Source organism: Actinoplanes sp. NPDC051513, assembly GCF_044454685.1.
Lineage (GTDB): Bacteria > Actinomycetota > Actinomycetes > Mycobacteriales > Micromonosporaceae > Actinoplanes.
Window position 1 is genome coordinate 545,560 of the sequence record NZ_JBITDW010000002.1, and the last position, 23,833, is coordinate 569,392.

23 protein-coding genes and 1 pseudogene are annotated in these 23,833 nt (G+C 71.9%); 7 read left to right on the plus strand and 17 right to left on the minus strand.

Annotation, left to right across the window (positions count from 1 at the left end):
* Positions 1-10: 10 nt before the first annotated feature.
* Positions 11-1,138, minus strand: coding sequence for a hypothetical protein (locus ACIA5D_RS07780; RefSeq protein WP_396029075.1), 1,128 nt, complete (start codon positions 1,136-1,138; stop codon positions 11-13).
* A 160-nt stretch (positions 1,139-1,298) separates the two neighbouring features.
* Here ACIA5D_RS07780 and ACIA5D_RS07785 point away from each other — a divergent pair, with 160 nt between their 5' ends.
* Positions 1,299-4,796 (plus strand): AfsR/SARP family transcriptional regulator, encoded by a 3,498-nt coding sequence (locus ACIA5D_RS07785; protein WP_396029076.1) that lies wholly within the window; start codon positions 1,299-1,301, stop codon positions 4,794-4,796.
* A 10-nt stretch (positions 4,797-4,806) separates the two neighbouring features.
* Here ACIA5D_RS07785 and ACIA5D_RS07790 read toward each other — a convergent pair whose 3' ends face one another.
* Together ACIA5D_RS07790 and ACIA5D_RS07795 are read right to left on the minus strand one after the other, a co-directional pair.
* Positions 4,807-5,634, minus strand: coding sequence for an ABC transporter permease (locus ACIA5D_RS07790; protein WP_396029077.1), 828 nt, complete (start codon positions 5,632-5,634; stop codon positions 4,807-4,809).
* Positions 5,631-6,617, minus strand: coding sequence for an ATP-binding cassette domain-containing protein (locus ACIA5D_RS07795; RefSeq protein WP_396029078.1), 987 nt, complete (start codon positions 6,615-6,617; stop codon positions 5,631-5,633). The genes ACIA5D_RS07790 and ACIA5D_RS07795 overlap by 4 nt, the downstream gene beginning before the upstream one ends.
* 109 nt (positions 6,618-6,726) lie before the next feature.
* Between ACIA5D_RS07795 and ACIA5D_RS07800 the strand changes: the two genes are divergently transcribed.
* Entirely contained in the window at positions 6,727-6,894 is a 168-nt protein-coding gene (locus ACIA5D_RS07800; protein WP_396029079.1) for a hypothetical protein, read from the plus strand.
* A 50-nt stretch (positions 6,895-6,944) separates the two neighbouring features.
* On the opposite strand, the gene ACIA5D_RS07805 is transcribed toward ACIA5D_RS07800, so the two are convergent.
* A complete protein-coding gene (locus tag ACIA5D_RS07805; protein ID WP_396029080.1) occupies positions 6,945-7,823 on the minus strand; it encodes an SDR family NAD(P)-dependent oxidoreductase in 879 nt (292 codons plus the stop codon).
* Between the two features lie 105 nt (positions 7,824-7,928).
* Between ACIA5D_RS07805 and ACIA5D_RS07810 the strand changes: the two genes are divergently transcribed.
* A complete protein-coding gene (locus tag ACIA5D_RS07810; protein ID WP_396029081.1) occupies positions 7,929-8,459 on the plus strand; it encodes a TetR/AcrR family transcriptional regulator in 531 nt (176 codons plus the stop codon).
* Positions 8,460-8,515: 56 nt separating this feature from the next.
* Here ACIA5D_RS07810 and ACIA5D_RS07815 read toward each other — a convergent pair whose 3' ends face one another.
* From ACIA5D_RS07815 to ACIA5D_RS07825, 3 genes are read right to left on the minus strand one after another with little or no spacing between them, the layout of a single operon-like run.
* A complete protein-coding gene (locus ACIA5D_RS07815) occupies positions 8,516-9,082 on the minus strand; it encodes a GNAT family N-acetyltransferase (protein WP_396029082.1) in 567 nt (188 codons plus the stop codon).
* A gap of 31 nt (positions 9,083-9,113) precedes the next feature.
* The gene (locus ACIA5D_RS07820) at positions 9,114-9,839 is read right to left on the minus strand and encodes a type 1 glutamine amidotransferase (RefSeq protein ID WP_396029083.1); all 726 of its coding nucleotides are present in this window, start codon (positions 9,837-9,839) and stop codon (positions 9,114-9,116) included.
* Complete coding sequence (locus ACIA5D_RS07825; protein WP_396029084.1) at positions 9,817-11,169, minus strand: glutamine synthetase family protein; 1,353 nt, start codon at positions 11,167-11,169, stop codon at positions 9,817-9,819. Before ACIA5D_RS07825 ends, ACIA5D_RS07820 begins: the two co-directional genes overlap by 23 nt.
* A 109-nt stretch (positions 11,170-11,278) precedes the next feature.
* Between ACIA5D_RS07825 and ACIA5D_RS07830 the strand changes: the two genes are divergently transcribed.
* On the plus strand, positions 11,279-11,788 hold the full coding sequence (locus ACIA5D_RS07830; RefSeq protein ID WP_396029085.1) for a MarR family winged helix-turn-helix transcriptional regulator: 510 nt from the start codon (positions 11,279-11,281) through the stop codon (positions 11,786-11,788).
* Here ACIA5D_RS07830 and ACIA5D_RS07835 read toward each other — a convergent pair.
* From ACIA5D_RS07835 to ACIA5D_RS07875, 9 genes are read right to left on the minus strand one after another with little or no spacing between them, the layout of a single operon-like run.
* Positions 11,754-12,434, minus strand: coding sequence for a gamma-glutamyl-gamma-aminobutyrate hydrolase family protein (locus ACIA5D_RS07835; RefSeq protein ID WP_396029086.1), 681 nt, complete (start codon positions 12,432-12,434; stop codon positions 11,754-11,756). The two genes, ACIA5D_RS07830 and ACIA5D_RS07835, sit on opposite strands and share 35 nt — an antisense overlap.
* A complete protein-coding gene (locus ACIA5D_RS07840; protein WP_396029087.1) occupies positions 12,427-13,956 on the minus strand; it encodes an aldehyde dehydrogenase family protein in 1,530 nt (509 codons plus the stop codon). Before ACIA5D_RS07840 ends, ACIA5D_RS07835 begins: the two co-directional genes overlap by 8 nt.
* Complete coding sequence (locus ACIA5D_RS07845) at positions 13,956-14,804, minus strand: fumarylacetoacetate hydrolase family protein (RefSeq protein WP_396029088.1); 849 nt, start codon at positions 14,802-14,804, stop codon at positions 13,956-13,958. Before ACIA5D_RS07845 ends, ACIA5D_RS07840 begins: the two co-directional genes overlap by 1 nt.
* Positions 14,805-14,818: 14 nt before the next feature.
* The gene (locus ACIA5D_RS07850; protein WP_396029089.1) at positions 14,819-15,748 is read right to left on the minus strand and encodes a 3,4-dihydroxyphenylacetate 2,3-dioxygenase; all 930 of its coding nucleotides are present in this window, start codon (positions 15,746-15,748) and stop codon (positions 14,819-14,821) included.
* Complete coding sequence (locus tag ACIA5D_RS07855; RefSeq protein WP_396029090.1) at positions 15,741-17,207, minus strand: aldehyde dehydrogenase; 1,467 nt, start codon at positions 17,205-17,207, stop codon at positions 15,741-15,743. Before ACIA5D_RS07855 ends, ACIA5D_RS07850 begins: the two co-directional genes overlap by 8 nt.
* On the minus strand, positions 17,204-18,004 hold the full coding sequence (locus ACIA5D_RS07860) for an acetoacetate decarboxylase family protein (RefSeq protein WP_396029091.1): 801 nt from the start codon (positions 18,002-18,004) through the stop codon (positions 17,204-17,206). Before ACIA5D_RS07860 ends, ACIA5D_RS07855 begins: the two co-directional genes overlap by 4 nt.
* A complete protein-coding gene (locus ACIA5D_RS07865; RefSeq protein ID WP_396029092.1) occupies positions 18,001-18,993 on the minus strand; it encodes an aromatic ring-hydroxylating dioxygenase subunit alpha in 993 nt (330 codons plus the stop codon). The genes ACIA5D_RS07860 and ACIA5D_RS07865 overlap by 4 nt, the downstream gene beginning before the upstream one ends.
* 9 nt (positions 18,994-19,002) lie before the next feature.
* Complete coding sequence (locus ACIA5D_RS07870; RefSeq protein ID WP_396029093.1) at positions 19,003-19,956, minus strand: PDR/VanB family oxidoreductase; 954 nt, start codon at positions 19,954-19,956, stop codon at positions 19,003-19,005.
* Entirely contained in the window at positions 19,953-21,203 is a 1,251-nt protein-coding gene (locus ACIA5D_RS07875) for a cytochrome P450 (protein WP_396029094.1), read from the minus strand. Before ACIA5D_RS07875 ends, ACIA5D_RS07870 begins: the two co-directional genes overlap by 4 nt.
* A 269-nt stretch (positions 21,204-21,472) precedes the next feature.
* On the opposite strand from ACIA5D_RS07875, the pseudogene ACIA5D_RS07880 reads away from it, so the two are divergent.
* Positions 21,473-21,847: pseudogene (locus tag ACIA5D_RS07880) on the plus strand (amino acid permease); the annotation flags it as partial.
* A gap of 79 nt (positions 21,848-21,926) precedes the next feature.
* Positions 21,927-22,616, plus strand: coding sequence for an amino acid permease (locus ACIA5D_RS07885; protein WP_396029095.1), 690 nt, complete (start codon positions 21,927-21,929; stop codon positions 22,614-22,616).
* Here the strand turns inward: ACIA5D_RS07885 and ACIA5D_RS07890 are convergent.
* The gene (locus ACIA5D_RS07890; protein ID WP_396029096.1) at positions 22,598-23,179 is read right to left on the minus strand and encodes a TetR/AcrR family transcriptional regulator; all 582 of its coding nucleotides are present in this window, start codon (positions 23,177-23,179) and stop codon (positions 22,598-22,600) included. The genes ACIA5D_RS07885 and ACIA5D_RS07890 overlap by 19 nt on opposite strands.
* Positions 23,180-23,279: 100 nt before the next feature.
* Between ACIA5D_RS07890 and ACIA5D_RS07895 the strand changes: the two genes are divergently transcribed.
* Positions 23,280-23,804 (plus strand): hypothetical protein, encoded by a 525-nt coding sequence (locus ACIA5D_RS07895; protein WP_396029097.1) that lies wholly within the window; start codon positions 23,280-23,282, stop codon positions 23,802-23,804.
* Positions 23,805-23,833 lie beyond the last annotated feature (29 nt).

Genomic DNA, 23,833 nt, shown 5'->3' on the forward strand with positions numbered 1-23,833 from the left:
GACACCGGACTCAGATGGTTCGCAGGTCGAGGCTGTGCCGCAGGAACAGATCCTGCGTTCCGGTCGACCACCACAACACCCCGCCGCGGTAGACGACGTTGGCGGCGTCGGGACTGACCTGGACCGTCCGCTTGCCCGCGATGTCGTAGAGCAGCAGTTGCACGTTGCCGGTCAGGTCGGCGTTGCCGCCGGTACTCGCGTACACCTCGAAGCGGTCCAGCGCGCCCACGTCGGAGACCACGGTCTCCACCGTGCCGCCGGCGACCTTGTGCCGGTCCGTGCCGTCGGGGCGCATCAGATCGATGCGCGGGCCGTCATCGGTCAGCGAGACGACCCGGCACCAGCGCGGGCTGCAGTTGGTCACCGCCCGGCGGCTCGGCGACACCGCCTGCTCCTGCCCGGTGACCAGGTTTCTGAGCCTGGTCGCGCCGGCAGCCTTCGTGACGCCGTCGACCAGCCACGGCCACGCCGACAGCTGCCAGGTGCCCGCCGCGGCCGTGACCTGCACCGCGCCGCCGGTCAGCGCCACCGACCGCACCTCGGTCACGTCGTGGTCGGCGGCGGCCACCCAGCGCACCCGGCCGTCCGCGACAACCAGGTCGTACTCGGACTGGTAGAAACGCGCGTCGCCGGTGTCGGCCGTCAGCAGGCGCGGCGGGCGCCCGTCGCGAAGGTTGACGGTCCACAGCTGCGGGTTGCGGTCGCCGTGGCCTTCCGCCCAGACCGCGACGTCGCCACTGACCGCGACCGCGGCGAACGACGGGTCGTCGCGGACCGGCAGGCGCCGCAGTTGCCGCGGCGGCCCGTCGGCCGGGCGGAGCACCAGCCGCAGCCACGCGCCGTCGCGGCTCAGCGCCGTGCCGATCGATGTGCGGGCATCGATGAACCAGGCCGGGGTGTAGGGGTCGCCGTCCGGCAGATCGGCGGGAACGCTCCCGCGTTGCGCGCGCGGCCACACGAGCCCGGCCGACGGCGGCGCGGAGGAAGATTTTCCCTGGCTGGGCGGCGCCAGCAGCAACACCCCGCCGGCCGCCAAAGCGGCGGTCAGGCTCAGCGCCGTCCTTGCCCACGACCGATTTCGCGTACGGGGCGCCGGCGGCTCTTCGTGCGGCGCGTCGCGGGCCGGTCCGCTCGACAAGGCCACCTCCCGGGGACGCGCGTCCGTGGTGACCGACACTCTAATCGGCCGCTCGTCCCACCCGGACGGCGACATGGGCGCGGGCAGCTGTGACGACGCTGAGAGGGTGATCGCGCGGGGCGGGTTGGGCGCGCGAGCATGCACGCGAGAGGATCGGCGTGTGGGCGGTGACGGGGACGTGGGTGTACGGCTGCGGGTGACGCTGCTCGGCGCCTTCGCGGTCTGCCGGGGCGATACCGCCGTGCCGGTCCCCGGAGCGCGGGTGCGCGGGCTTCTGGTCAGGCTGGCGCTGGCCGGTGGCAGCGCCGTCGAGCCGGGGACGCTGGTCGACGCGCTCTGGCCCGACGAGCGGCCGGGGGAGCCGGCCAACGCGCTCCAGTCACTGGTGTCGCGGCTGCGCAAGATGCTCGGCGCGGCCGGGGCCGTGACGCAGACCGGCGGCGGCTACCGGCTCGACGTGACGCCCGCAGACGTCGACGCGCTGCGCTTCGAGCGGCTGGCCGCCGACGGGCGCGAGCGGCTGCGCGGCGGCGACCCGGCGGGCGCGGCCGTGCTGCTGGCCGAGGCCGTGGCCTGCTGGGCGGGGCAGCCGGGCGCCGAGCCGGCCGTGATCGCCGCGGTCGCGCCGGGGGTCGCCGTCCGGCTGGCGCGGGCGAACACCGAGGCGCGCGCCGATCTGGCCGAGGCCGAGCTGGCGCTGGGACATTTCGCCGCCGCGGCCAGCCGGCTGACCGCCCTGCTCGCCGAGAACCCGATCGACGAGCGGGCCGCGGCCCTGCTGATGGACGCCCTCGCGGCGCAGGGCCGCCAGGCGGGGGCTCTCGCCCTGTACGAGCGGGTTCGCGAGGACCTCGCCGACCGGCTCGGGGCCGACCCGGGCACCGCGCTGCGCGAGCGCCACCTGCGCCTGCTCCGCGCGCCCGAGCAGCAAGAGCCCGCACCGAGGGGGCCCGCACCGAGGGGGCCCGCACCGAGGGGGCCCGCACCGAGGGGGCCCGCACCGAGGGGGCCCGCACCGAGGGGGCCCGCACCGGGGGAGCCCGCACCGGGGGCGCCTGCACCGGGGGAGCCCGCGCGAGGGAAGCCGGAGCGGGAGGAGCCCGGGCCGGAGCGGCCGGCCGCGAGCAACCCGCCGCCGGCCAAGCTGCCGCCGAGCAATCTGCCGGCGCCGTTGACCAGCTTCATCGGGCGCGACGACGACCTCGCCCGGATCGACAGCTCGCTCGCCGCCGGGCGGCTGGTCACCGTCGTGGGGCCGGGCGGGGCCGGCAAGACGCGGCTCGCGCTGGAGGCCGCCCGCCGCCGTCGCCACGAGTACCGTGACGGCGCCTGGCTCATCGACCTCTCCTCGGTCACCGAGGCGGCCAAGGTGGGCGCCGCGCTGATGGCCGCGATCGGGCTGCGCGGGGCCGCGTTGTTCGAGACCTCGGGCCGTCTCAAGCTCGAGGGCGACGAGATCGACGTTCTGGCCGACGAGCTCAACGGCCGCGAGAGCCTGCTGCTGGTCGACAACTGCGAGCACCTGATCGACGCGGTCGCGCACCTGATCGCGGCGCTGCTGCCGCGGTGCTCCGAGCTGCGGGTGCTGACCACCAGCCGGGAGCCGCTCGCGGTGGACGGGGAAGCGCTGGTGCCGCTCGGGCCGCTGACGCTGCCCGAGCCGGACGACACCGTGCAGGAGGCGCGGCGGACGGCCTCCGTGCGGTTGTTCACCGAGCGGGCGGCGGCGGTGCGGCCGGGTTTCGACGTCGAGGCCGGCACGCTGGACGACATCGTCCGGATCGTGCGTGGGCTGGACGGCATGCCCCTCGCGCTCGAGCTGGCCGCGGCCCGGCTGCGGACGCTGTCGCTGGCCGAGCTCGCGGACGGGCTCTCCGACCGGTTCCGGTTGCTCACGACCGGCAGCCGCACGGCCTACCCGCGGCACCGCACGCTGCGGGCGGTCATCGCCTGGAGCTGGGACCTGCTCAGCGACGACGAGCGTACGGTCGCCGAGCGGATCTCGGTGCTGCCGGGCGGGGTCACCGAGGCGTCGGCCGTCGCGCTGTGCCCGGGGGTCGCCGCGGCCGGGATTCCCGACCTGCTCGCCGCGCTGGTGGACAAGTCGTTGCTGCAGCTGGCGCCGGACGCCGGGCGTTACCGGATGCTGGAGACCCTGCGCGAGTACGGCATCGCGCGGCTGGGCGAGAACGGGACCGAGGGCGAGGTGCGCGCCCTGGCGGCCCGCTACTTCGCCGCGCTGGTGGCCCGCCACGACCCCCAGCTGCGCGGGCGGGGGCAGCTCACCGCGTTGCGGGTGCTGCGCGGGGAGTACGACAACGCGCTCGCCGCCCTGCGCCACCTCTGCGACACCGGCGACGGTGACGGCGCGGTCGCGCTGGCGCTGAGCCTGGCCTGGTTCTGGCAGATGTTCGGCCGGCACACCGACGCCGCGTACTGGCTGGGCGAGGCCCTCGAAGTGCCGGCGGGAGCGTCGTCGCTCGACCGGGACTGCGCGGTGGCGGTGCTGCTGCTCAACCAGATCGGGAGCCGCGGCGCGGCGATGGACGAGGAGGGCCGCAAGCGCCAGGACGATATGCGGGCGCTCGCGGCGCGGCTGACCGCCTACCCCGAGCTGCCGGGGCTGGCCGGCGCGCTGACGGCGGTGACGCTCGCGTTCCTGGAGCAGGCCGAGGCGTCGCTGGCGATCATCCAGCGCATCGTCGAGGGGCCGGACCCGTGGCTGGCCGGGCTCGCGCGCATGTTCCGGGCGCAGTTCGCCGAGAACAACGGCGACGTCGATCAGGTACGCCAGGACGTGGCCGGCGCGCTGGAGGCCTTCGAACGGACGGGCGACCGCTGGGGGCTGGCCACCTCGCTGCCGATGCGCGCCCAGCTGCGGCAGTACGAGGGCGACCTGGACGGCGCGCTGACCGACCTGCGCCGCGCCCGGTCGCTCGCCCGCGAGTTCGGGTCGCTCAGCCTCAGCGACGAGATCTTCATCGACCTGCGCTGGATCGACCTGCAGCTGCGCCGCGGCGACACCCCCGAGGCCATCGAGATGATCACCGTGGCCCGGGAGCGGGCGCTGCGCTCCGCCTCGCCCGAGATGATCATCCTGGTCGACGCGCTGGAGGCGGGCCTGTGGCTGCGCATCGGCGACCTGGACCGCGCGGAGGAGCTGCTCGCGCTCGCCGAGGCGGGCATGAGCAGGGGGATGCCGTTCGCCGGCGATCACGGCCGGGCGCTCGTCGGGAGTGTCCGGGCCGCGCTCTGCGTCAAGATGGGCGACCCGGACGGCGCCGAGCGGGCCCTCGGCCCGGCGTACGCGGCAGCGGTGGAGAGCCGGGACATGCCGATCCTCTCGCTGGTGGCGGTGACCGCGGCCGGGCTGGCCGGCCTGCGTGGCCGGCACCGGGACGCCGCCCGGATGCTGGGCGCGGCGTCCCGGTTGCGCGGCACCCACGACATGACCGAGCCGATGGTGCACGAGCTGGCCGAGCGCGGTCGGCGCGCGCTGGGCGAGGACGGCTTCGCCGACGCGTACGACATGGGGTGGAAGCTGGACGGAAAGACGGCCCTGACCCAGGTCGATCCGGCGCGGCTGCGTCGCGAGGCGCTGCCGGCGCCGGATCCCCGGCCCTTCCAACCACCCCGCCGCCACCCTGGAGCGGACTGAAGGCTGAGCCTCAGGCGCGCCGGGAGTAGGCCCTCAGCGCCAGCGGGACGAAGACCACCAGCAAGCCCGCCATCCAGACCAGGGTCCAGACCAGGTGACTGGCCACGGGACCGCCGATGAGCAGGCCGCGGATGGTGCCGACCAGCGGGGTGATCGGGTTGACCTGCACGAAGCCCTGCAGCCAGCCCGGGAGCGTGTCGGTCGCCACGAACACGTTGCTGCCGAACGACAGCGGGAAGACCAGCAGGAACATCACGCCCTGTACGGCGCCCGAGGTGCGCACCAGCATGCCCACCCACACCGAGATCCAGCAGAAGCATAGGCCGAACGCGATCGACAGGCTGACCGCGGCGACGGCCGGCAGGAAGCCGGTCTCGACCCGGAAGCCCATCACGTAGCCGAACCCCAGCATCACCAGGCAGACGGTCAGGTAGCGGACGACGTCGGCGGCGACCGCGCCGACCAGCGGCGCCGAGCGGGCCACCGGCAGCGAGCGGAACCGGTCGAAGACGCCCTTCTCGATGTCGGCGTTGAGGTTCTGGCCGAGGGCGATGCCGCCCATCGCCAGCGACTGCGCGAGCATGCCGGGCAGCAGGAACTGCAGGTAGCCGGCCCGGTCGCCGCCCGAGATGGCGCCGCCGAGCAGGTACGTGAACAACAGCAGGAAGATCACCGGCTGCAGCGTCACGTCGATCAGCGCTTCCGGCGTACGCATCGTTTTGATCAAACTTCGGCGCGCGAGCGCGACGCTGTGCCGGACCAGCGCGGCGAGCGCGCCGCCCCGAGGCCGGTCGATATCGGCGGTGACGGGACGCACGGGCAGGTCGAGGGTGGTCATACGAGCTCGGCCTCCTTGGCCTCGGTGGTGTCGGTGTCGCCGGTCAGGGAGTGGAAGACCTCGTCGAGGCTCGGCAGGTCGAGACCCAGCTCGATGACCTCGATGCCGGCGCGGCGCAGGGCCGGCACGGCGAAGTCGAGGGCGGTGTCGTCGGCGACCGGCACCGAGACCGCGCCCGGCCGGGCGCCCGCGGCCGTGTCCGCGCTGGCCTGCGTGCCCGGGGACGCCACGCCGTTGAGCACGGCCACCGTGTCGCCGAGCCGGGTCGCGTCCGCCGGGCGTACGCGAAGGGTCAGGCCCCCGACGCGGCGCTTGAGCCCGTCGGGCGTGTCGTGCGCGATCACCCGCCCCTTGTTGATCACCACGATCTCGTCGGCGAGGGCGTCGGCCTCCTCCAGGTACTGCGTGGTGAGCAGGACGCTGGCGCCCTGGGTGACCTGGGTGCGCACGACGCCCCACATGTCCTCGCGCTTGGCCGGGTCGAGGCCGGTGGTCGGCTCGTCCAGGAAGATCACCTCGGGGTGGCCGACCAGGCTCGCGGCCAGGTCGAGCCGGCGGCGCATGCCACCCGAGTACGTCTTGGCCGGCCGGCCCGCGGCCTCGGTGAGGTCGAACCAGGCGAGCAGCTCGCCCGCCCGCCGCTTCGCGTCCTTGGCGGTGAGGTCGAGCAGCAGGCCGATCAGCACCAGGTTCTGGGTGCCGGTCAGGTCCTCGTCGACGCTCGCGTACTGCCCGGTCAGCCCGATCCGGCGGCGGACCCGCTGCGGCTCGCGCAGCACGTCGATGCCGGCCACCTCGGCGTGCCCCGCGTCCGGGCGCAGCAGCGTGGCCAGCACCCGCACCGCGGTGGTCTTGCCGGCGCCGTTGGGCCCGAGCACGCCCAGCACGGTGCCGCGGCGCATCGCCAGGTCCACGCCGTCGAGCGCCTGTGTCGTCCCGAATCGTTTGCGGAGCCCCTCCGCACGTACCACGAGATCGCTCATGATGTTTCTCCCCCCTCGTCGAAGGCTTTCGGGAGGAAGAGTGCCGCGGGGTGCTGACATCGGGCGCACAGGGCGCTGATACGGCCCTGACAGCGGTCAGCGGACGGCCGTGCGGGAGGTTTCCGGCGGCGGCGCCGCACTGCTGGGGTCGAACAGCTGGCGGTCGACATCGTTGTTGTCGCCCGCGCGCACCTCGGCGTGCGGCGGCGTGGGTCCGAGCGCCCGCGCCGGGTACCGCTGGAAGATCTCGCCGCCGATCGGGTCGCTGCGCCGGTAGAGGTTGCGCCACGGTTAAGAGGGACCGGGTTGCCGGACAGATACGCGAGCTCAGCCGCCGATCAGGTCGAGCGAGAGATCCCAGAGCCGGGCGGCCTTCGCCGGGTCGAGGGCGTACTCGGCGACGCCCCGCCGCACACCCGGGGTGTAGGGCACGGCCTCCCGGCAGTCCTCGAAATAGCGCCCGGTCACGCCCTCCACCAGCGGCGACGCGGCCAGCAACACCGACGTCGCAGCGCCCTGCTCGACGGTCTTCACCGACACCCCGGTGGCGCCGGCCGGGTCGAACGAGGCCGGCGGCGCGTCCATGTGGCGGCCGAGGTTGGTGCCCCAGATGCGGCCCGGGTTGAGGGCGTTGACCGCGATGTGGCCGGGCGCCCAGCGCTTCGCGGCCTCGACGGCGAAGAGGATGTTCGCGGTCTTCGACTGGCTGTAGGCGGCCCACGGGTCGTAGGGGCGCCGTTCGAAGTTGGGGTCGTCGAAGAGCACCTCGCCGTTGACGTGGCCGACCGAGCTGACCGCCACGACGCGCGCGCCGGGAGCCAGGGCGTCGTGCAGGCCGAGCGCCAGCGCGAAATGCCCCAGGTGGTTGGTCGCGAACTGCAGTTCCCAGCCCTCGCGCGTACGCATGAGCGGCGTCGCCATGATGCCGGCGTTGTTGACCAGGATGTGCAGCGGGCCGTCCCACCCGGCGGTGAAGCGCCGCACCGAGGCGAGGTCGGCCAGGTCGAGCGCGGCGGCCCGCCCGAACCCGGCCCGGCGCCCGGCCTCGACATCCCGGACGGCGAGCGTGACCTCGGCGCCCGCATCCGAGAGCGCCCGCGCGGTGGCGAGCCCGATTCCGGACGACGCTCCGGTGACGATCGCGCGCTTGCCGGTCAGATCGACCCCGGCGAGGACGTCGGCGGCGGTGGAAGTCGCGTCGAACATGGCTTTCACTCCTTGCTACAGTCGTAAACGGACCCCGGTCCGCTTGCAAGAAGCTTAACCGGACCCCGGTCCGGTTAGCAACCGGCGGCAGGTGATGGAGGCGACATGCGCGCGGACGCCCAGGAGAACCACGACCGTGTCCTCGAGGTGGCGGCGCGCGCCTTCGAGCGCGACGGCACCGGCGCCTCACTCAAGGCGATCGCCCGCGAGGCCGGCGTCGGCATCGGCACCGTCTACCGCCGCTTCCCCACCCGCGAGGCCCTGGTCGAAGCCGTCTACCGCCAGGAGGTCGACCATCTCTGCGCGGTCGGCGCCGATCTGGCCCGCCGCCGCCCCGGCGTGCCCGCACTGCGCGACTGGATGGAGACCTTCGTCGACTTCATGGCCACCAAGCGTGGCCTCGGCGACAGTTTGCGCGCGGTGCTGACCTCCGAGGACGACCGCCAGCAGACCCGCGACCGCCTGCGCGAGACGATCGCCGCGCTGCTCGAAGGCCCGGGCATCCGCACCGGCCTGGAGCCGAACGACCTGCTCATGGCCCTGGGCGGCATCACCCTGATCGCCGCCGAGGAGCGTCAGCGGGAGCTGGCCTCCCGGCTGGTCGAGCTGCTGCTCGCCGGGGTACGGGCCCGATAGAGCCGTTGCCGCCGAGCTGGAGCAGGCGTTCGAGGGCCGCCACCCCCCGGTGACCCTCAGCCCTTTGAGCGCGCGAGCCACTCGTCGCGGGTGATCGCGTACTCCACCTCGCCCTGCTCGGTGCCCGGCAGCGGATCGTCGAACTCGAGGTGGAACGTGCGCACGTAGCTCAACCCCACGGAGCTCATCGTGGCCCGCGACGCCACGTTCACCGCCATCGTCTCGGCGAAGATCCGGTGCAGGCCCAGATCCTCGAAGCCGTGCCGGACCAGCTCGCGCGCGCCCTCACCGCCCAGGCCCTGACGCCAGTGCCGGCGCAGCAGCCGGTATCCCAGCTCGGCCTGACCGTCGACCGGTCCCTGATCGGCGCGCTGCGGCGGTTCGAGGATCCACCAGCCGACGAACGACCCGTCGACCAGGCCGGCCCAGAAGCCGAGGCCGGGAACCTGATCGGCCGCGGCCAGCCGGCGCCGGTGGTACTGCTCGACCTCGGCCCGCTGCCGGGGCGGGCCCAGGTAGCGCATGACTTCGGGATCGGCGTCGAGCTCGGCCTCGCCGTCGAGATGGTCGTCGGACAACGGCACGAGCCGGATCCGTGCGGTTTGCAGCGTCGCCTGAGTCACGACGGCATAGTGCCCGATGGGCGCGGCGCTGTCAGCGGGCGGCCACGAACTTGAGGAAACCGTCGACGAGGGCGCGCGCACGCCGTACGGAATCGGGTCCTTCTTGGTCGGTGCGCTCGGTGAGTGACGCTGCGTCTATGCCCTGCGACGCGGCCAGGGCCGCGCCGCCGTTGTCCAGCCAGCCGGCCAGCGACGGCGCCGTCAGCTCGGGGTGGAACTGCAGCGCAAGATTCCGGCGCAGCACGAAAGCCTGCGACGCCGCCGTGTTGCGGGCGAGCTCGGTCGCGTCCGGCGGCAGCGTCCACCGGTCGTAGTGCCACTGGAACCACGGCCCGGCCGGCACCACCGCGGAGTCGTCGGTCTCGATGTCGGCCCAGCCAACCTCCGGCGACGGCGACGCGGCCACGCCACCGCCGTGCGCTGCCGCCAGCAGCTGGCCGCCGAAACAGATGCCCAGCACCGGCACGCCGGCCGCGTCGGCTCGCCGCAGCTGGGCGATCTCGGGCGCCACCCAGCTGTCGACGAGCGCGTCGTAGGCCGACCAGGGCGAGCCGAGCAGCACTACCGCGTCGAAGCCCGGGAAATCCGGAAAGGACGCCGCCACCCCGGGAGCGTGGAACGACTCGGCCGGCACGACCAGGTGGTCGACCACCTCGAAGCCCTGCTCGGCGAAGCGGTCGGCCACCGGCCCGGCGGGGGAGGCGTGGTCGTGGTGGACGACCAGGACGCGACGGTCAGAGGTGGTAGCTGTACTCACGGAACTCCCAGTCGGTCACCCAGCTCGCGAAACGTTCGAGCTCGTTGCGCTTGTAGGCCAGGAAAGTCGCGATGAACTGCGGGCCGAGCAGGCCGGCCAGCTCGGCGTCCGCCTCCAGCGCGGCGATCGCCGTCGGCAGGTCAGCCGGCAGCTTCGCCGCCTTCGTGACGTCGTAGCCGTAACCCTCGAGCTTGGCGGGCGGCTCCAGCTTGTCGCGGATGCCGAGGTACGCGGCGGCCATCAGCGCGGCGGTGGCCAGGTACGGGTTGGCCGACGCGTCACCGAGGCGCAGCTCGAGACGGGCTGCCCGGCCGCGCTCCGGCGGGATGCGCACCATGGCGCTGCGGTTGTCGAGGCCCCAGTCGATCAGCCACGGCGCGAGCGTGTCGGGGCCGAAGCGCTTGTACGAGTTGACGGTCGGGTTGAGCAGCGCCGTGATGGCGGGCGCGTGGGCGAGAATGCCGGCGATCGCCGAGCGCCCGACCTGGGACAGGCCGTCCTCGCCCTGCGGGTCGTCGAAGAGCGCCACCCCGTCGGGCGACCAGGCCGAGAAGTGAAGGTGGAATCCGGAGCCGCCCTCGTCGTTGAAGGGCTTGGCCATGAACGTGGCCATCTTGCCCTGCATACGGGCGAGCTCCTGGATCGCGTTCTTGAAACGGAACGCCCGGTCGGCGGCGTCGAGAGCCTCGGAGTGCCAGAGGTTGATCTCGAACTGGCCGGAGGCGAACTCGTGGTTGGCGGCGACGACGTCGAGCCCGTACGCCTCGAGCTTGCGCAGCGACGCGAGCAGCGTGTTCTCGGGGTCGCCCTTGTAGCCGGCGGTGTAGACGTTGCCGGTGCCCTCGCCGTAGCGCTTCCAGCCGTTCGGCGCGGACGCGCTCTCCTGCATGACGTAGAACTCGAGCTCGGGGCCGATGATCGGCTTCATGTCGAGGGTGGCGAACCGGTCGACGACGCGGCGCAGCACGTTGCGCGGGCTCTCCTGCGACGGGGTGCCGTCGGGGTTGAAGACGTCGGCGATGACATGGGCGACGCCGGGCTCCCACGGCACGTGCTGGAGGGTCGAGAGGTCCGGCACGGCGAGCACGTCGGGCAGCCCGGCGGAGAGGCCGCCGTCGATGTCGACCACGTCGCCCATCGGGGAGGTGCCGTAGATCGAGCGGCAGAACGCCACGCCGTCGCCGACCGTGCGCGCGAAATGGCGCACCAGCAGGTCGCGTCCGCGCTCGGCGCCGATGAGGTCGCTGTAGGCCAGCCGGACCACGTCGATGTTCTGCTCGGTCAGCTCCGCCTGCGCGGCCTCCATGGCGTGCGCGTCGACAGCGAGCATGGGCTCAACTCCTCAACAGGGGTGATTGTGCCGGGCGTCACAGCAGATCGTACGGACCCAAACGATTGTGTCAATAGTTTCCCGCGCGCGGGACCGTACGATCGTTTCCATGACCGACCTCCCCCGTCTCGTCGAGACCGAGCGCGCCATGCGCGAACACGTCGAATCGCTCGGCCTCGACTTCGAGGCCGCGCACGCCGTGTCGAGCATCTACCGCGCGGCGAACGCGGTGCGGTCGTACATCTGGAACGAGCTGCTGCGGCCGTACGACCTGACCTGGACCGGGTGGGTCGTCCTCTGGGTGGTCTGGATCTTCGACGGGATGGAGACGCGGCACGCCGCCGAGGCCGCCGCGATCTCCAAGGCGACGCTGACCGGGGTGGCCAAGACCCTCGAGGCGCGCGGCTGGATCTCGCGGGTCGGGCGCACCGATGACCGGCGCCTGGTCGAGCTGCACCTCACCGACGAGGGCCGGGCGCTGATGGAGGAGCTCTACCCGAAGTTCAACGCCATCGAGACCAAGGTCGTCGGGCGGCTCTCCAGCGGCGACACCAGGGGCATGACGCACAGCCTGCGCGAGATCGTCACCACGATCGAGGAGACCGGCCTGTCCGGGTGAGCGCCGCCCGGACGAGCCCCTCGAACAACGCCGCCTGACCCGGATCGGTGTCGGCGGTGTCCTCCGGATGCCATTGCACGCCACGGAACCACCCTTCGTGCTCGTCGAGCGCCAGCTCTTCGATGGTGCCGTCGTCCGCGTACGCGATCGCCCGCAGCCCTTTGCCGGGACGGCCGATGCCCTGGTGGTGGTAGCAGGAGACGGTCAGCTCGCCCACGATGTGAACGCGGCGGTGTGCCGCCGGGAGGTCCTGGATCAGGTCGCCGCCGCGGGCCACGTTGACCACCTGCAGGCCACGGCAGATGGCCAGCAGCGGGATCCGGTCCTCGAGAGCGACCCGGGCCAGGGCCAGGTCGAATGCGTCCTGCACATCGTCGACGTCGGATTGGCTGTGGTGCGCCTGCTGGCCGGACCAGCGCGCATCCAGATCGCCGCCGCCGGGCAGCAGCACGCCGTCCGCGAAGTGAATGCGCGTTCGCACCTCGTCGTCGTCGGCGGGCCGGGTGGGGTGCAAGGTGATCGGCTCGCCGCCGGCTTGATGAACGGCCTCGATCAACTTGTACGCGTTGACGTCCGCCCGGAAACGCAGCGCGGACGCGCTCGCCGAGAAACGGGCGGGAATCACGATCAGCGGCCGCCTAGCCATACGCGATCCAGGTGGTCTTGAGGTCGGTGTACTGGTCGAGGGCGTGGCGGGACTTGTCGCGGCCGCTGCCGGAAAGCTTCACGCCGCCGAACGGCACGGTCATGTCGCCCTCCTCGTAGCAGTTGACCCAGACGGTGCCGGCCCGCAGCCGCCGCGACATGCGGTGCGCCCGGCCGAGGTCGGCGGTCCAGACGGCGGCGGCCAGGCCGAAGTCGGTGTCGTGGGCGATCCGCAGCGCCTCGTCCTCGTCGTCGAAGACCTGCACCGCGAGAACCGGGCCGAACAGCTCCTCGCGGACGAGGACGTTGCCCCGCGCCGCGCCGGTGACGACCGTGGGTTCCAGGTACGGGCCGCTGTTCCGGGTGCGGTTGCCGCCGAGCCGCAGGGATGCGCCCTGCTCGATTCCCCGGGCGAGCTGGGCCAGGATGCGGTCGAGGCTGCGCTCGTCCACGAGGGGGCCCATCCGGGTCGAGGGCAGCAGAGGATCGTCCGGTTGCCACGCGGCCGCGGACTCGACGATCCGGTCGACCACCTCGTCGGCGACGTCGCGATGGACGACAAGACGTGACCCGGCCGTGCACATCTCACCGGAGTTGAAGAAGACCGCCCACGCGGCCGTGTCGGCGGCGGCCTTCAGGTCGGGAGCGTCCGGAAAGATGATGTTGGGCGACTTTCCGCCCAGCTCGAGATGCACGCGCTTGACGTTGCTGTCGGCCGCGTAGCGCAGAAAGTGCCGCCCGACCGCGGTGGAGCCGGTGAAGGTGAGCACGTCGACGTCCGGGTGCTCGCCCAGGCGGCGGCCCACGGTCGCGCCGTCGCCGGAGAGCACGTTGAGCACGCCCGGCGGCAGGCCCGCCGCCAGGCCGAGCGCGGCGACCCGCTGCATCGACAGCGGCGACTGCTCGGCCGTCTTGAGGACGACCGTGCAGCCGACCGCGAGCGCCGGCGCGAATTTCCAGCCGCCGATGGTGAGCGGGAAATTCCACGGCACGACGGCCGCCACGACGCCGGCCGGCTCCCGGGTGACCAGGGCCAGCTCGCCTTCGGCGGTCGGCGGGGTCTCGCCGGCGGTCTTGTCGGCCAGACCGCCGTAGAAGCGCAGGCAGCGGACCAGGGCGCGGAGCTCGATCTCGTTCGCGTACGTGATCGGCTTGCCCATCTCGAGGGTGACCAGACGGGCGATCTCGTCCCGGTGCCGCTCGACGAGGTCCGCGAAGTGAAGCAGGATTTCCCCGCGCTCGCGGGCGGCCATCCGCGGCCAGGGACCGTGGTCGAACGCGCGCCGGGCCTCGGCGACGGCGGCGTCGGCGTCCGCCGCGCCCGCCCAGGCGATCTCGGTCAGCACACTGCCGTCGCGCGGGGTGATCACCGGCCGCCGGATCCCCGCGACCGCTTCCCGCTCCTCGCCGCCGCTGGGAGGGCCGCCGCTGGGAGGGCCGCCGCTGGGAGGGCCGCCGCTGGGAGGGCCGCCGCTGGGAGGGCCGCCGCTGGGAGGGCTGCTGGTGGGAAGGCCGCCGGTCATCAGCCGCGCCTCGGTGGGCGGATGCCGCGGAACTCCCAATCCCCGCCCTGAGCGGTGGAGAGGACCTCTTCGCTTTCGGTGGGTTGCGCGCCGACATCCGTACGGATGGGGGTCGGTCCCTCGACGATGTGGTTGCGCAGCGTGCCGAGCCCCTCGACCTCCACCTCGACCACGTCGCCGGGATAGACCGTGCGCGAGATGGCCGGCGTCCCCGACAGCAGCACGTCGCCCGGCTGCAGTGTGATGGTGCGGGCGATGTCGGCGACCAGGTAGTGCATGTCCCAGTTCATCTCGTCGGTGTTGCCGTCCTGCCGCACCTGGCCGTTGACGATCGTGCGGATTTGCTTGCCGCGGAAGTCCCAGCCCTCGACCAGTCCCGGCCCGAGCGGGCACAGCGTGTCCGCCCCCTTGACCCGCAGCATCGAGCCGGCATCGGTGTCCCGGAAGTCGTGCAGGCCGTAGTCGTTGGCGACGGTGTAGCCGCGGATGTGGTCGCCGGCGTCGGCGGGGGAGATGTTGCGGGCGGTGCGGCCGATGACGATGCCGATCTCGCCCTCGTAGTTGAGCCACTTGCACCCGGCCGGCCGCACCACGGCGGAGTCGTGCGCGTTGAGCGCCGACACCGGCTTGTGGAAATAGGTGGGCGCGGCCGGGAGTGAAGTCATCATCTCGTCGACCCGCGACCGGTAGTTCAGGTGCACACAGATGATCTTCGAGGGAACGACCGGGGGCAGGTGGACGGCGTCGGCGATCTTGACGGCGCGGCCGTCGTACGCGACCAGTTCGTCGCCCCGTCGCTCGGCGTCCACGACGTTGCCGTCCAGCAGGATGCGGCGGGTTTCGCGCATTTCTTGGAAACCTTTCACGCCGTCTGGCGAAGGTAGTCGGGGTCCGGCGCGGTGCGGCGCGGACGGGGGAAGCCGCCGGACGGGCGGTCGAACCAGAGGTGCACCTGGCCGGTGCCGACGGAGTTCTCGTACTCGCTGTACTGGCGGCCGGTGGCGGTGCAGTCGCCCTCGCCGAGCGCGCCGATCATCATGAGGTAGTGCCCGAAACGGGCCTCGGGCTTGTACTTGTAGAACTCCGGCATGGTGTCGAGCACGCGGGCGTGGTCGCCCTTGGCGAACCAGGACAGCCGCTCCATGTCGGCCGCGTAGGCCTCGGGAGTGAAGATGTGCGAAGCTCCGGCGGCCTCGTGGTCGCGCAACTTTCGCAGCGGCCAGAACGTGTGCGACATGGCGCCCGAGGCGATCAGCAGCACCTTGCGGTCGGATGAGGCGATCGCATCGCCGAGGGCGCGGCCGAGCCGCAGGTTGTCCTCGGTGTCCGCGGTCTGGCACACCCCGATCGAGATCCACCGCTTCTCGGGCAGCCCCTGGCCGAGGAACTCCCACAGGTTCGTGGTGGCGTAGAAGATCGGCAGGTGGTCGTCGTCGATCGCGGTGATCCACGTCGAGTGCTCGGCGCCCTTCGAGGCGATCAGGTGCGCCAGCGCCGGGTCGCCCGGGAAGTCGTACGGCCGCCGGCACATGCCGCGCGGCAGCTCCTCCGAGGTGAACAGCCCGGCCCGGCGCTGCTGGGCGGTCACCACGAACTCGACGGTGGTGGCCCAGTGCGAGTCGAGGACCACGACGGTGTCGTAGTCGAGGACGTCGAAGACCTCCTTCCGCAGCCGGTGCAGGCCGGAGACCAGCGTCGAGTCCTCGCCGTGGTTGAGCTCGCGCCGCGTTTCCTCCGGCAGGACGATCGTGGGCACATGGGCGATCAGCCCGGCCCCGACAACCTCACCCATGTGAGCTCTCCTTCCATCCGTTGGGGCTGAACACCGTGTTCTTGACATCGCAGTAGAAGTCGAACGAGTACGTGCCGCCCTCGCGCCCGATGCCGGACTTGCCGTTGCCGCCGAAGGGAGCGCCGAGGTCGCGGACGAAGAAGCAGTTCACCCAGACCGTGCCGGCGTCGAGCCGGGCGCTCACCCGTTCGGCGCGGGACGACGATCCGGTCACCAGCGTCGCGGCCAGCCCGAAGCGGGTCTCGTTGGCCATCCGCACGCCCTCGTCCTCGTCGGCGAAGGTCTGGATGGTCAGCACCGGGCCGAAGACCTCCTCGGTGAGGATCTCACTGCCGGGCTTCGCGTCGACCAGGATCGTCGGCGAGAAGTAGAGGCCGCCGAGCTCGGCGTTGGGCCCGCCGCCAAGCACGGCGCGTGCACCGCCCGTCAGGGCGCGTGCGACGAAGCCGCTGACCCGATCGAAATGCGGCCGGCTGACGAGCGCGCTGACGTCGGTCTTCTCGTCGCGGGGGTCGCCCAGCACCAGCGCGCGGGCCCGCGCGACGACCCGGGCCTGAAACTCCTCCGCGATGCTCTGCTGCACGAGCATCCGGAACGCGCCGAGGCACACCTGCCCGGCGTTGTCGAACTGCTCGACGGCCAGGTCGACGGCGAGGTCGAGGTCGCAGTCACCGAATACGAGCAGCGGCGACTTGCCGCCCAGCTCGAACGAGAGCGGCACGATGTTCGGCGCCGCCGCGGCGGCGATCACCCCGGCGGTCGGGACCGAGCCGGTGAACGACAGCCGGTTGATCCCCGGGTGGCGGGTGAGCGGCGCGCCCGCCTCGGCGCCGGTGCCCTGCACGACGTTGAACACACCGGCGGGCAGCCCGGCCTCGTGCGCGATGTCGGCGAGCAGCGACGCGGTCAGCGGCGCCCACTCCGGCGGCTTGAGCACGACCGTGTTGCCGGCGGCGAGGGCCGGCCCGATCCGCCAGGTGGCCAGCATGAGCGGCGCGTTCCACGGCGTGATGATCGCGGTGACGCCGGCCGGGTCGTAGGTGATCCGCTCCCGATGGCCGCGAACGTCCAGGTCCGGGTGCGAAAGTTTCTCGGCGTAGTCGGCGAAGAAGCGGAAGTTCATCGCCACCCGCGGCATCACGCCCCGGCGGTGCGAGCGCAGCAGCGAGCCGTTGTCCCGGGTCTCCACCCGGGCCAGGTCTTCCCGGCGCTCGTCGATGCCGTCGGCGACCCGGCGCAGGATCGCGCCGCGCTCGACGGCGGAAAGCGCGGCCCAGGTGGGAAAGGCGGAGCGGGCGGCGGCAACGGCGGCGTCCACTTCGGATGCCCCGCCCGCTGCGATATCGCCGAGGAAGACTTCGTCGATCGGCGAGATATCGGGAAATGTCCGATCCGCCGAGATCCGCCGCCCGCCGATCCAGTGCCGCGGGTCGACCTGGACCCCCTCTACCGAAATCACGCGTCCTCCTTGGAAAGCTGAGCGAGCGTCTTTCCGCCGTCCCACCCGACGCCGACCTGCCGGTAATAGCCGCCGATGATCTCGTCGACGGAGAGGCGTGCCAGCTCCTCGGTCGGCGAATCGAAGAGCCGCAGCTCGACGTCGCCTGTCCAGGCCTGGCCTCCTTGGAAGGACGACGCCCCCGAAGAGATCAGTTCCGCGTACGCGTCCGGCGCCCCACGCTCGATGCCCGGGTAGTAGCGGTGGTGCGCCATCGGATGCCCGTTGACGAACCCGTTCGTCTCCGCCGGCGAGCGCAGCGTCAGCACCGCCTCCGCGATCCGCCGGTCGCCCGCGGCCAGCGTCGCCCCGAACGTCCCGCCCGGCCCGATCTGCGGCGCGGCCTGCGCGAACGGGTGCGGCCGGGTCTGCCAGATCGACCCCAGCTTCTTCGGATACCCCTGGTGCAGCCCGCGCGCGATGGCGAAGTCCTTGTCGACCCAGATGTAGACGCAGCGCGAGTAGACCTGCCCCTCGAAGCTGCACCGCACCACGACGAAGGCCTCCTTGTACTGCGACCGCACCGGATCCAGGAGCTCGGCGCGACCGGCGGAGCACGACTGCCAATCGGCCCAGATGATCGCGACGGCGCCGGGATCGGAAGGGGCGAGCTGCAGCGGCGCCGGGAGCAGCTCGGCCACCCGCGCCGGATCGGTCCGGTACTCCACGGTCAGCAGGTCACCCGAGTAGAACCAGGGCGGGCTGGGGATCAGCGACGAGTCGCCGCTCGCCGTACGCGGATAGAAGAAGCCTTTCATGAGCCCTCTTTCTCGTCCGCGATCATGCGGCCGACGATCTTGCGGACCTGGATGGCGGCGGCGTCGGTGGCGACCCGGACGAGCGGGCGCGGCCCGTCCTGATCCAGCACCCGCTGCATGGTCTCGAGGATTTCGCGCACGCGGCGGTAGTACTCGTGGAACAGCGATGTCAGGTCGGCGGAAGGAGCGAAGTTCCGGCTGACCCGCCACACGTGCCGGGTCGTCGTGGCGTCGATCGGCGTCACACCGTGGGTGAAGCGGAAAGTGAACGTGTCCTCGCCCGCGTACACGTGCCAGCTGTCCACCCACAGCCCCGGGGTGACGAAGCGCCCCTCCTCGCGCTGCGCGAACGCCTCGTCGTCGGCGGCGCCGACCAGCGGGGCGTGCCATTTGGCGAGCGGCGCCGGCGGATAGTCCCGCGAGAAACCCACCGACGTCTCCGACACCTCGACGTCCAGCCGCGGTACCGGCCCGGCCGACAACGCCGGCGGCGCGATGATCGGGTCCACGACGGCGACATGCGTGATGTCGGCGAAGTTCTCGTGCAGCAGCAGCGCCCCGGCGTGGGTGGTCCACTCGTCGCCGAACGTGGTCCATGCCGGATCGGCCAGCCACGGCGCGCGCGGCGGCTGCCGCAACCCCGCCAGCCCGGCGTCGGCGAACCACACCCAGACCAGGCCGTCCTGCTCGACGAGCGGGTAGGCGCGCACGCGGGCGTCGTACGGCACCGAGGCCTGGGTGGGCACCCGGACGCACCTTCCGTCCGGGGCGTAGGCGAAGCCCGAGTACGACGAGACGATCAGGTCGCCCTCGAGCTGTCCGAGCGAGAGGGGGTACGGCGCGTGGGCGTCCCGGTCCTCCAGCGCAACGGCCCGGCCGGCCGGGGTGCGGTAGAGCACCAGCCCGCGGTCGAGCGAGCGCCGGCCGAGCGGGGTTCCGGTGACCTCGGCGCTGGTCGCGGCGACGTACCAGCAATGCGTGGGATACATGACCCGTCCTCAGAGCGCGAGCGTCAGGCGCGAACCCTTGCAGCGGGACACGCAGATCATCATCACTTCGTTCGAGGCGCGTTCCTCGTCGTCGAGCACCGAGTCCCGGTGGTCGACCTCGCCGTCGATCACCTCGGTCTCGCAGGTGCCGCAGATGCCTTCCAGGCAGGAGCCGAGCACGCTGACCCCGGCCTGGCGCACCGCCTCGAACACGGACTGCCCGGCCGGCACCGCCAGGGTCTTGCCGGAATGCTGCAGCACCACCTCGAACTCGGTTTCCGGCCAGTCGGGAAGGGCGCGGGCCGTGAACCGTTCCAGGTGCAGACTGCCCGGCGGCCAGCAAGCGCAGCGCTCCTCGACCGCGGCCAGCATGCCCTCGGGACCGCAGGCGTAGACGAGGGTGTCCGGCCGGGGATCGCCCAGGATCGCGGACAGGTCGAGCCGGCCGTGCGAGTCCTCGGGCACCAGGTGGACCCGGTCTCCGGCGAGCTCGTCGGCGAAGGCCATCGACCCGCGCGAACGGCCGCCGTAGTACAACTCCCAGTCGGCGCCGGCCGCCGACACCGACTGGATCATCGGGATCAGCGGCGTGATGCCGATGCCGCCGGCGAGAAACCGGTAGCGCCGGGCGGCCACGACCGGAAAGTGGTTGCGCGGCCCGCGAATCCGGACGGTGTCGCCGGACGAAAGCGAGTGCACCCGGGCCGAGCCGCCCCGGCCGTCCGGAACGGCCAGCACGGCGATCCGCCAGCACGCCGGGTCGCTGGTGCGGCCGCACAGCGAGTACTGCCGGACGAGGCCGTCGTCGAGGATCAGGTCGATGTGCGCGCCCGGCGTCCAGTCCGGCAGGTCCCGGCCGTCGGGGTGGGACAACGTCAGGGCGACGACGCCCTCCGCGGCCGGTGCGACCGAGCGAACCACGAGATCGGCCTCGAACTCGCGAACGACCAGATCCACGGTCATCGCGGCTTGACCGAGACCGGGAGCTTCTTGATCCCGTTGACGAAGTTGGACCGGACCCGGGTGACCTCGCCGTTGAGCGAGATGTCCTGAAGGCGGGGGAGCAGCTCCTCGAACATCAGCCGCACCTCCATCCGCGCGAGCGCGTTGCCCATGCACAGGTGGGGACTGCCCTTGCCGAACGTGAGGTGGTCGACGTTCGGACGCCGTACGTCGAGCTTGTAGGGATTTTCGAAAACCGACTCGTCGCGGTTTCCCGAGGCGAACCACATGACGACCTTGTCGCCTGCCTTGATCGTTTTCCCGCCCATCTCCACGGTACGGGTCGCGGTGCGCCGGAAGTGGTAGACCGGCGAGGCCCACCGCAGCAGCTCCTCGAGCCCCGAGGCGATCAGCGACGGGTCCTCCTGCAGCAGGCGCAGCTGGTCGGGCTGCTCGATGAGCGCGAGCATCGACTGGCTGATCGCGTGCCGGGTGGTCTCGTTGCCGGCGATCACCAGCAGCAGGAAGTAGTTGTCGAAGTCCTTGTCGGTCATCGGCACGCCGTCGCCCGGCAGCTTGTTGGCGAGCTGGCTGATCAGGTCGGTGCCGTCGCCGCCCTTGCGCGCGTCGCGCAGCGCCCGGCCGTAGTCGAAGACGTCCTGCGTGGTCGGCGATCGGAAGGGCAGGTGTTTGTACTTCTCGCTCTCGGGCGAGTCGAACTGGTGCTCGGTGTAGTCGGGGTCGGTGTTGCCGACCATCTCGTTGCCCCACGCGATCAGCTGCCCGGTGTCCGCGAGCGGCACGTCGAGCAGCCGCGCCAGAACCTGGATGGGGAAGTCGGCGCTGATCTTCTGGACGAAGTCGAACTCGTTCGACGACAGCGCCTCGTCGACGGTCTTTTTCGTCAGCTCGCGCAGGAAGGTTTCGTAGTTCTTCATCAGGTTGCGCGGGCTGAACTCGCGGGCGATGAGCTGCCGCAGCACGAGGTGGCGCTGCCCGTCGGTCTCGAGAATGGACCGGCGGATGTCCATGAGGTCGTCGTCGACCTCTTCCAGGTTGACGAACTGTTCCGAGGTGAACGTCGAAGTGTCCCGATCGACGGCCCAGATGTCCTGATATTTCGTGACAGACCAGAAGCCGCGGTTGGGCGCCGCCTCGGGGTTCCAGTGCACCGGGTCCTCGCGCCGCAGCGCGTCGAACTGCTCCCACGCCTCGTTCCGCTGGAAGCGGTCGTAGTCGGCCAGATCGATCGCGTCGAGCGAAACCATCGCCTGCCTCCAAGAAAGTCGTTCGGACCCAAACGATAAGTGCGACCAGGCCGCGATGCAAGAGGGTCTTGTGTCCCGCGACACACCGGCCCTAATGTTCGCGTTCAAACGTTCGGACACGAACGACCCATGACCAAGGGGCGAACGTCATGAGCCAAGCCGAGCAGTCGAGCACCGTCGAAACCGAAAAACACCACCTGCGCCGGGGCAGCCTGGGCGTGCTCGCCATCTCCTTCTTCGTCATCTCCGCGGCCGCGCCGCTCACCGCGATGGCCGGCGGCGCGCCGGTGGCCATGCTGCTGGGCAACGGCGCGGGCATCCCCGCGGCGTACGTGGTCGTCAGCCTCCTGCTCTTGATCTTCTCGGTGGGCTACACCGCGATGGCCCGCCACCGCACCAGCACCGGCGCGTTCTACAGCTACGTCACGCGTGGGCTGCGGCAGCCGGCCGGCGGCGCGGCGGCGTGGATCGCGCTGCTCGGCTACAAGGCCATGCAGATCGGGCTCTACGGCCTGTTCGGGGCCGCGGCCTCCGGCTTTCTCGCCGACCAGTTCGGCTGGGACGTGCCCTGGTATGTCTGCGTCCTGATCGCCATGGCCGTCATCGCGGTGCTCGGCTACCGGCAGGTCGACCTGTCGGTGAAGGTGCTGTCGGTGCTGGTCGTGGCCGAGTTCCTGCTCGTGCTGATCCTCGACGTCGCGATCGCCGGTCACCACCTGGCTGATGGTCAACGCGCAGGGTGCCGACGGCCTCGTCGACTTCCTCGGCGGCCTCAAGCCCGACCCCACCGCGTTCCTGTTCGTGCTCAGCGACACCTACCTCGGCAGCACGCTCACCACGATCATGACGCTGCTCTTCGCCACCAGCGTCTTCGCGGCGCTGCTCGCCTTCCACAACGCCGTCGCGCGTTATCTTTTCGCGCTCGGCCGCGACGGCCTGGTTCCCGCGCGCCTCGGCCGCACGCACAAGGTGCACCTCAGCCCGCACGCCGGCTCGCTCAGCCAGACGGTGCTCGCGGTCGTCGTCGTGGCCGTCTTCGTGATCACCGACCAGGACCCGGTGCTGGCCCTGTTCACCTGGCTCACCCAGCTCGGCACCCTGGCGATCATCACGCTGATGGCGCTGGCGAGTTTCGCGGTGGTCGCGTTCTTCCTGCGCCACCCCGATCTCGACCGCAACCGCCTGCGCACGTTCGTCGCGCCGGTCGTCGGCGGCGTTGCCATGGCCGCGGTCGCGGTCTACGCGGCGTCCCAGTTCGGGCTACTCATCAGCAAGCCCGGCAGCGCCCTGAGCTGGATCCTCCCGGGCCTGATCGTCGTGGCCGCGGTGGTCGGCCTGGTTTCGGCCGTCGTGCTCAAGAGCAAGAGCCCTCAGCTGTACGAGGTGATGGGCCGTCACCGCGGAGACGAATAGTCCCCAAGTAGGCGGTCCACGAGCTGCCGGGCGTCCTGCGCGGAAGCCGGGCGGTCGAACAGGGCACGAAAGTAGAGCGGAGCGACGACTACCTCGAGCAGGTCCGCGACCGCGGGCGGCGACTCGCCCCGGTCGCGGGCCCGGCCGAGCATCTCGCCCAGCTGCACCCGGCGCTCGGCCAGCACCGTCGACGGGCCGCGATCGGCCGTCGCCGGGATCGCGTCGACCGCGGCCCGCAGCATGAGCACGCCGAGCGGGCCGGCCAGGCTGCCGGCCACACCCACCGCGTACGCCTCCAGATCGCCCCGCAAGGTGCCGGTGTCGGGTAGCGCCGAGGTGCGCGCCGGCCCCGCCTGGACCATGTCCTGCAGCAACGCCGCTATCTTGCCCCAGCGCCGGTAGAGGGTGGCCTGGTGCACGCCCGACCGCTCGGCGACGAGCGGGATCGTGAGCTCGTCGGGCCCGCGCTCGGCCAGCAGGTCGACCACCGCCCGGTGGACCTGTTCGCGCAGCCGCTCCGATCGGCCGTGCGGGCGCCGCATCGGCCGGGGCGAGTTCACCATCCGCGCATCTTAACGCGAATTTCCTTGCGATAAGGCCTCCTGCGGCGCTACCTTTCGGCCTTATCGCGAATTCCTTCGCGTTAATAACGGGGGAGGGAGCATGAAACTTCTGCACCGCTGGCCGGCCGCTCTCGGTCTGGCCGCTGCGGCCGGGCAGCTCGCGCTCGGCCCGGACACCGACACCGTCACGACCGTCATCGCCGTGGCCGTGCTCTGCTACCTCGGCGCCGCAGCGCTGAACCGGCGCTGGGTGGGGTGGGCGGGTTGCCTCGTCTTCCCGGCGATCGTGGTCGCCGCCGACCTGGCCGGCCTGACCTGGTGGGTGATCGGGGCCCTGGTCGCGCTGGCCCTGGTCGTGCTGGGCCTGCTGCTGCGCTCGCCGCGGCGCGCCCTGACCGCCGAAACGGCCGGCCTGCTCGGGTACGGCGCCGTCGCCGTCCTCGCGCTGTCCCTGTCGCCGCGGACCGGGCTGGCGGTGGCCGGCGTCGCGCTCTGCGCCCACGCCGTCTGGGATGTCGTCCACTACCGGCGCGACGTGGTGGTGAACCGGTCGCTCGCGGAGTTCTGCGTGCTGCTCGACGTGCCGCTCGGCATCGCCGCCGTCATCCTGGCGATCACCGGCTGAGCCCGGGCGGTACCGCGGTGCCTGGTGCG

Bases quoted from the DNA above. Each gene is read 5' to 3' on its own strand.
- ACIA5D_RS07860 (WP_396029091.1), bottom strand. From the start codon at position 18,004: ATGAAAGGCTTCTTCTATCCGCGTACGGCGAGCGGCGACTCGTCGCTG.
- ACIA5D_RS07845 (WP_396029088.1), bottom strand. From the start codon at position 14,804: ATGCGCGAAACCCGCCGCATCCTGCTGGACGGCAACGTCGTGGACGCC.
- ACIA5D_RS07795 (WP_396029078.1), bottom strand. From the start codon at position 6,617: ATGAGCGATCTCGTGGTACGTGCGGAGGGGCTCCGCAAACGATTCGGG.
- ACIA5D_RS07810 (WP_396029081.1), top strand. From the start codon at position 7,929: ATGCGCGCGGACGCCCAGGAGAACCACGACCGTGTCCTCGAGGTGGCG.
- ACIA5D_RS07825 (WP_396029084.1), bottom strand. From the start codon at position 11,169: ATGCTCGCTGTCGACGCGCACGCCATGGAGGCCGCGCAGGCGGAGCTG.
- ACIA5D_RS07890 (WP_396029096.1), bottom strand. From the start codon at position 23,179: ATGGTGAACTCGCCCCGGCCGATGCGGCGCCCGCACGGCCGATCGGAG.
- ACIA5D_RS07790 (WP_396029077.1), bottom strand. From the start codon at position 5,634: ATGACCACCCTCGACCTGCCCGTGCGTCCCGTCACCGCCGATATCGAC.
- ACIA5D_RS07805 (WP_396029080.1), bottom strand. From the start codon at position 7,823: ATGTTCGACGCGACTTCCACCGCCGCCGACGTCCTCGCCGGGGTCGAT.
- ACIA5D_RS07830 (WP_396029085.1), top strand. From the start codon at position 11,279: ATGACCGACCTCCCCCGTCTCGTCGAGACCGAGCGCGCCATGCGCGAA.
- ACIA5D_RS07875 (WP_396029094.1), bottom strand. From the start codon at position 21,203: ATGGTTTCGCTCGACGCGATCGATCTGGCCGACTACGACCGCTTCCAG.
- ACIA5D_RS07885 (WP_396029095.1), top strand. From the start codon at position 21,927: ATGGTCAACGCGCAGGGTGCCGACGGCCTCGTCGACTTCCTCGGCGGC.
- ACIA5D_RS07865 (WP_396029092.1), bottom strand. From the start codon at position 18,993: ATGTATCCCACGCATTGCTGGTACGTCGCCGCGACCAGCGCCGAGGTC.
- ACIA5D_RS07840 (WP_396029087.1), bottom strand. From the start codon at position 13,956: ATGACCGGCGGCCTTCCCACCAGCAGCCCTCCCAGCGGCGGCCCTCCC.
- ACIA5D_RS07835 (WP_396029086.1), bottom strand. From the start codon at position 12,434: ATGGCTAGGCGGCCGCTGATCGTGATTCCCGCCCGTTTCTCGGCGAGC.
- ACIA5D_RS07870 (WP_396029093.1), bottom strand. From the start codon at position 19,956: ATGACCGTGGATCTGGTCGTTCGCGAGTTCGAGGCCGATCTCGTGGTT.
- ACIA5D_RS07850 (WP_396029089.1), bottom strand. From the start codon at position 15,748: ATGGGTGAGGTTGTCGGGGCCGGGCTGATCGCCCATGTGCCCACGATC.
- ACIA5D_RS07895 (WP_396029097.1), top strand. From the start codon at position 23,280: ATGAAACTTCTGCACCGCTGGCCGGCCGCTCTCGGTCTGGCCGCTGCG.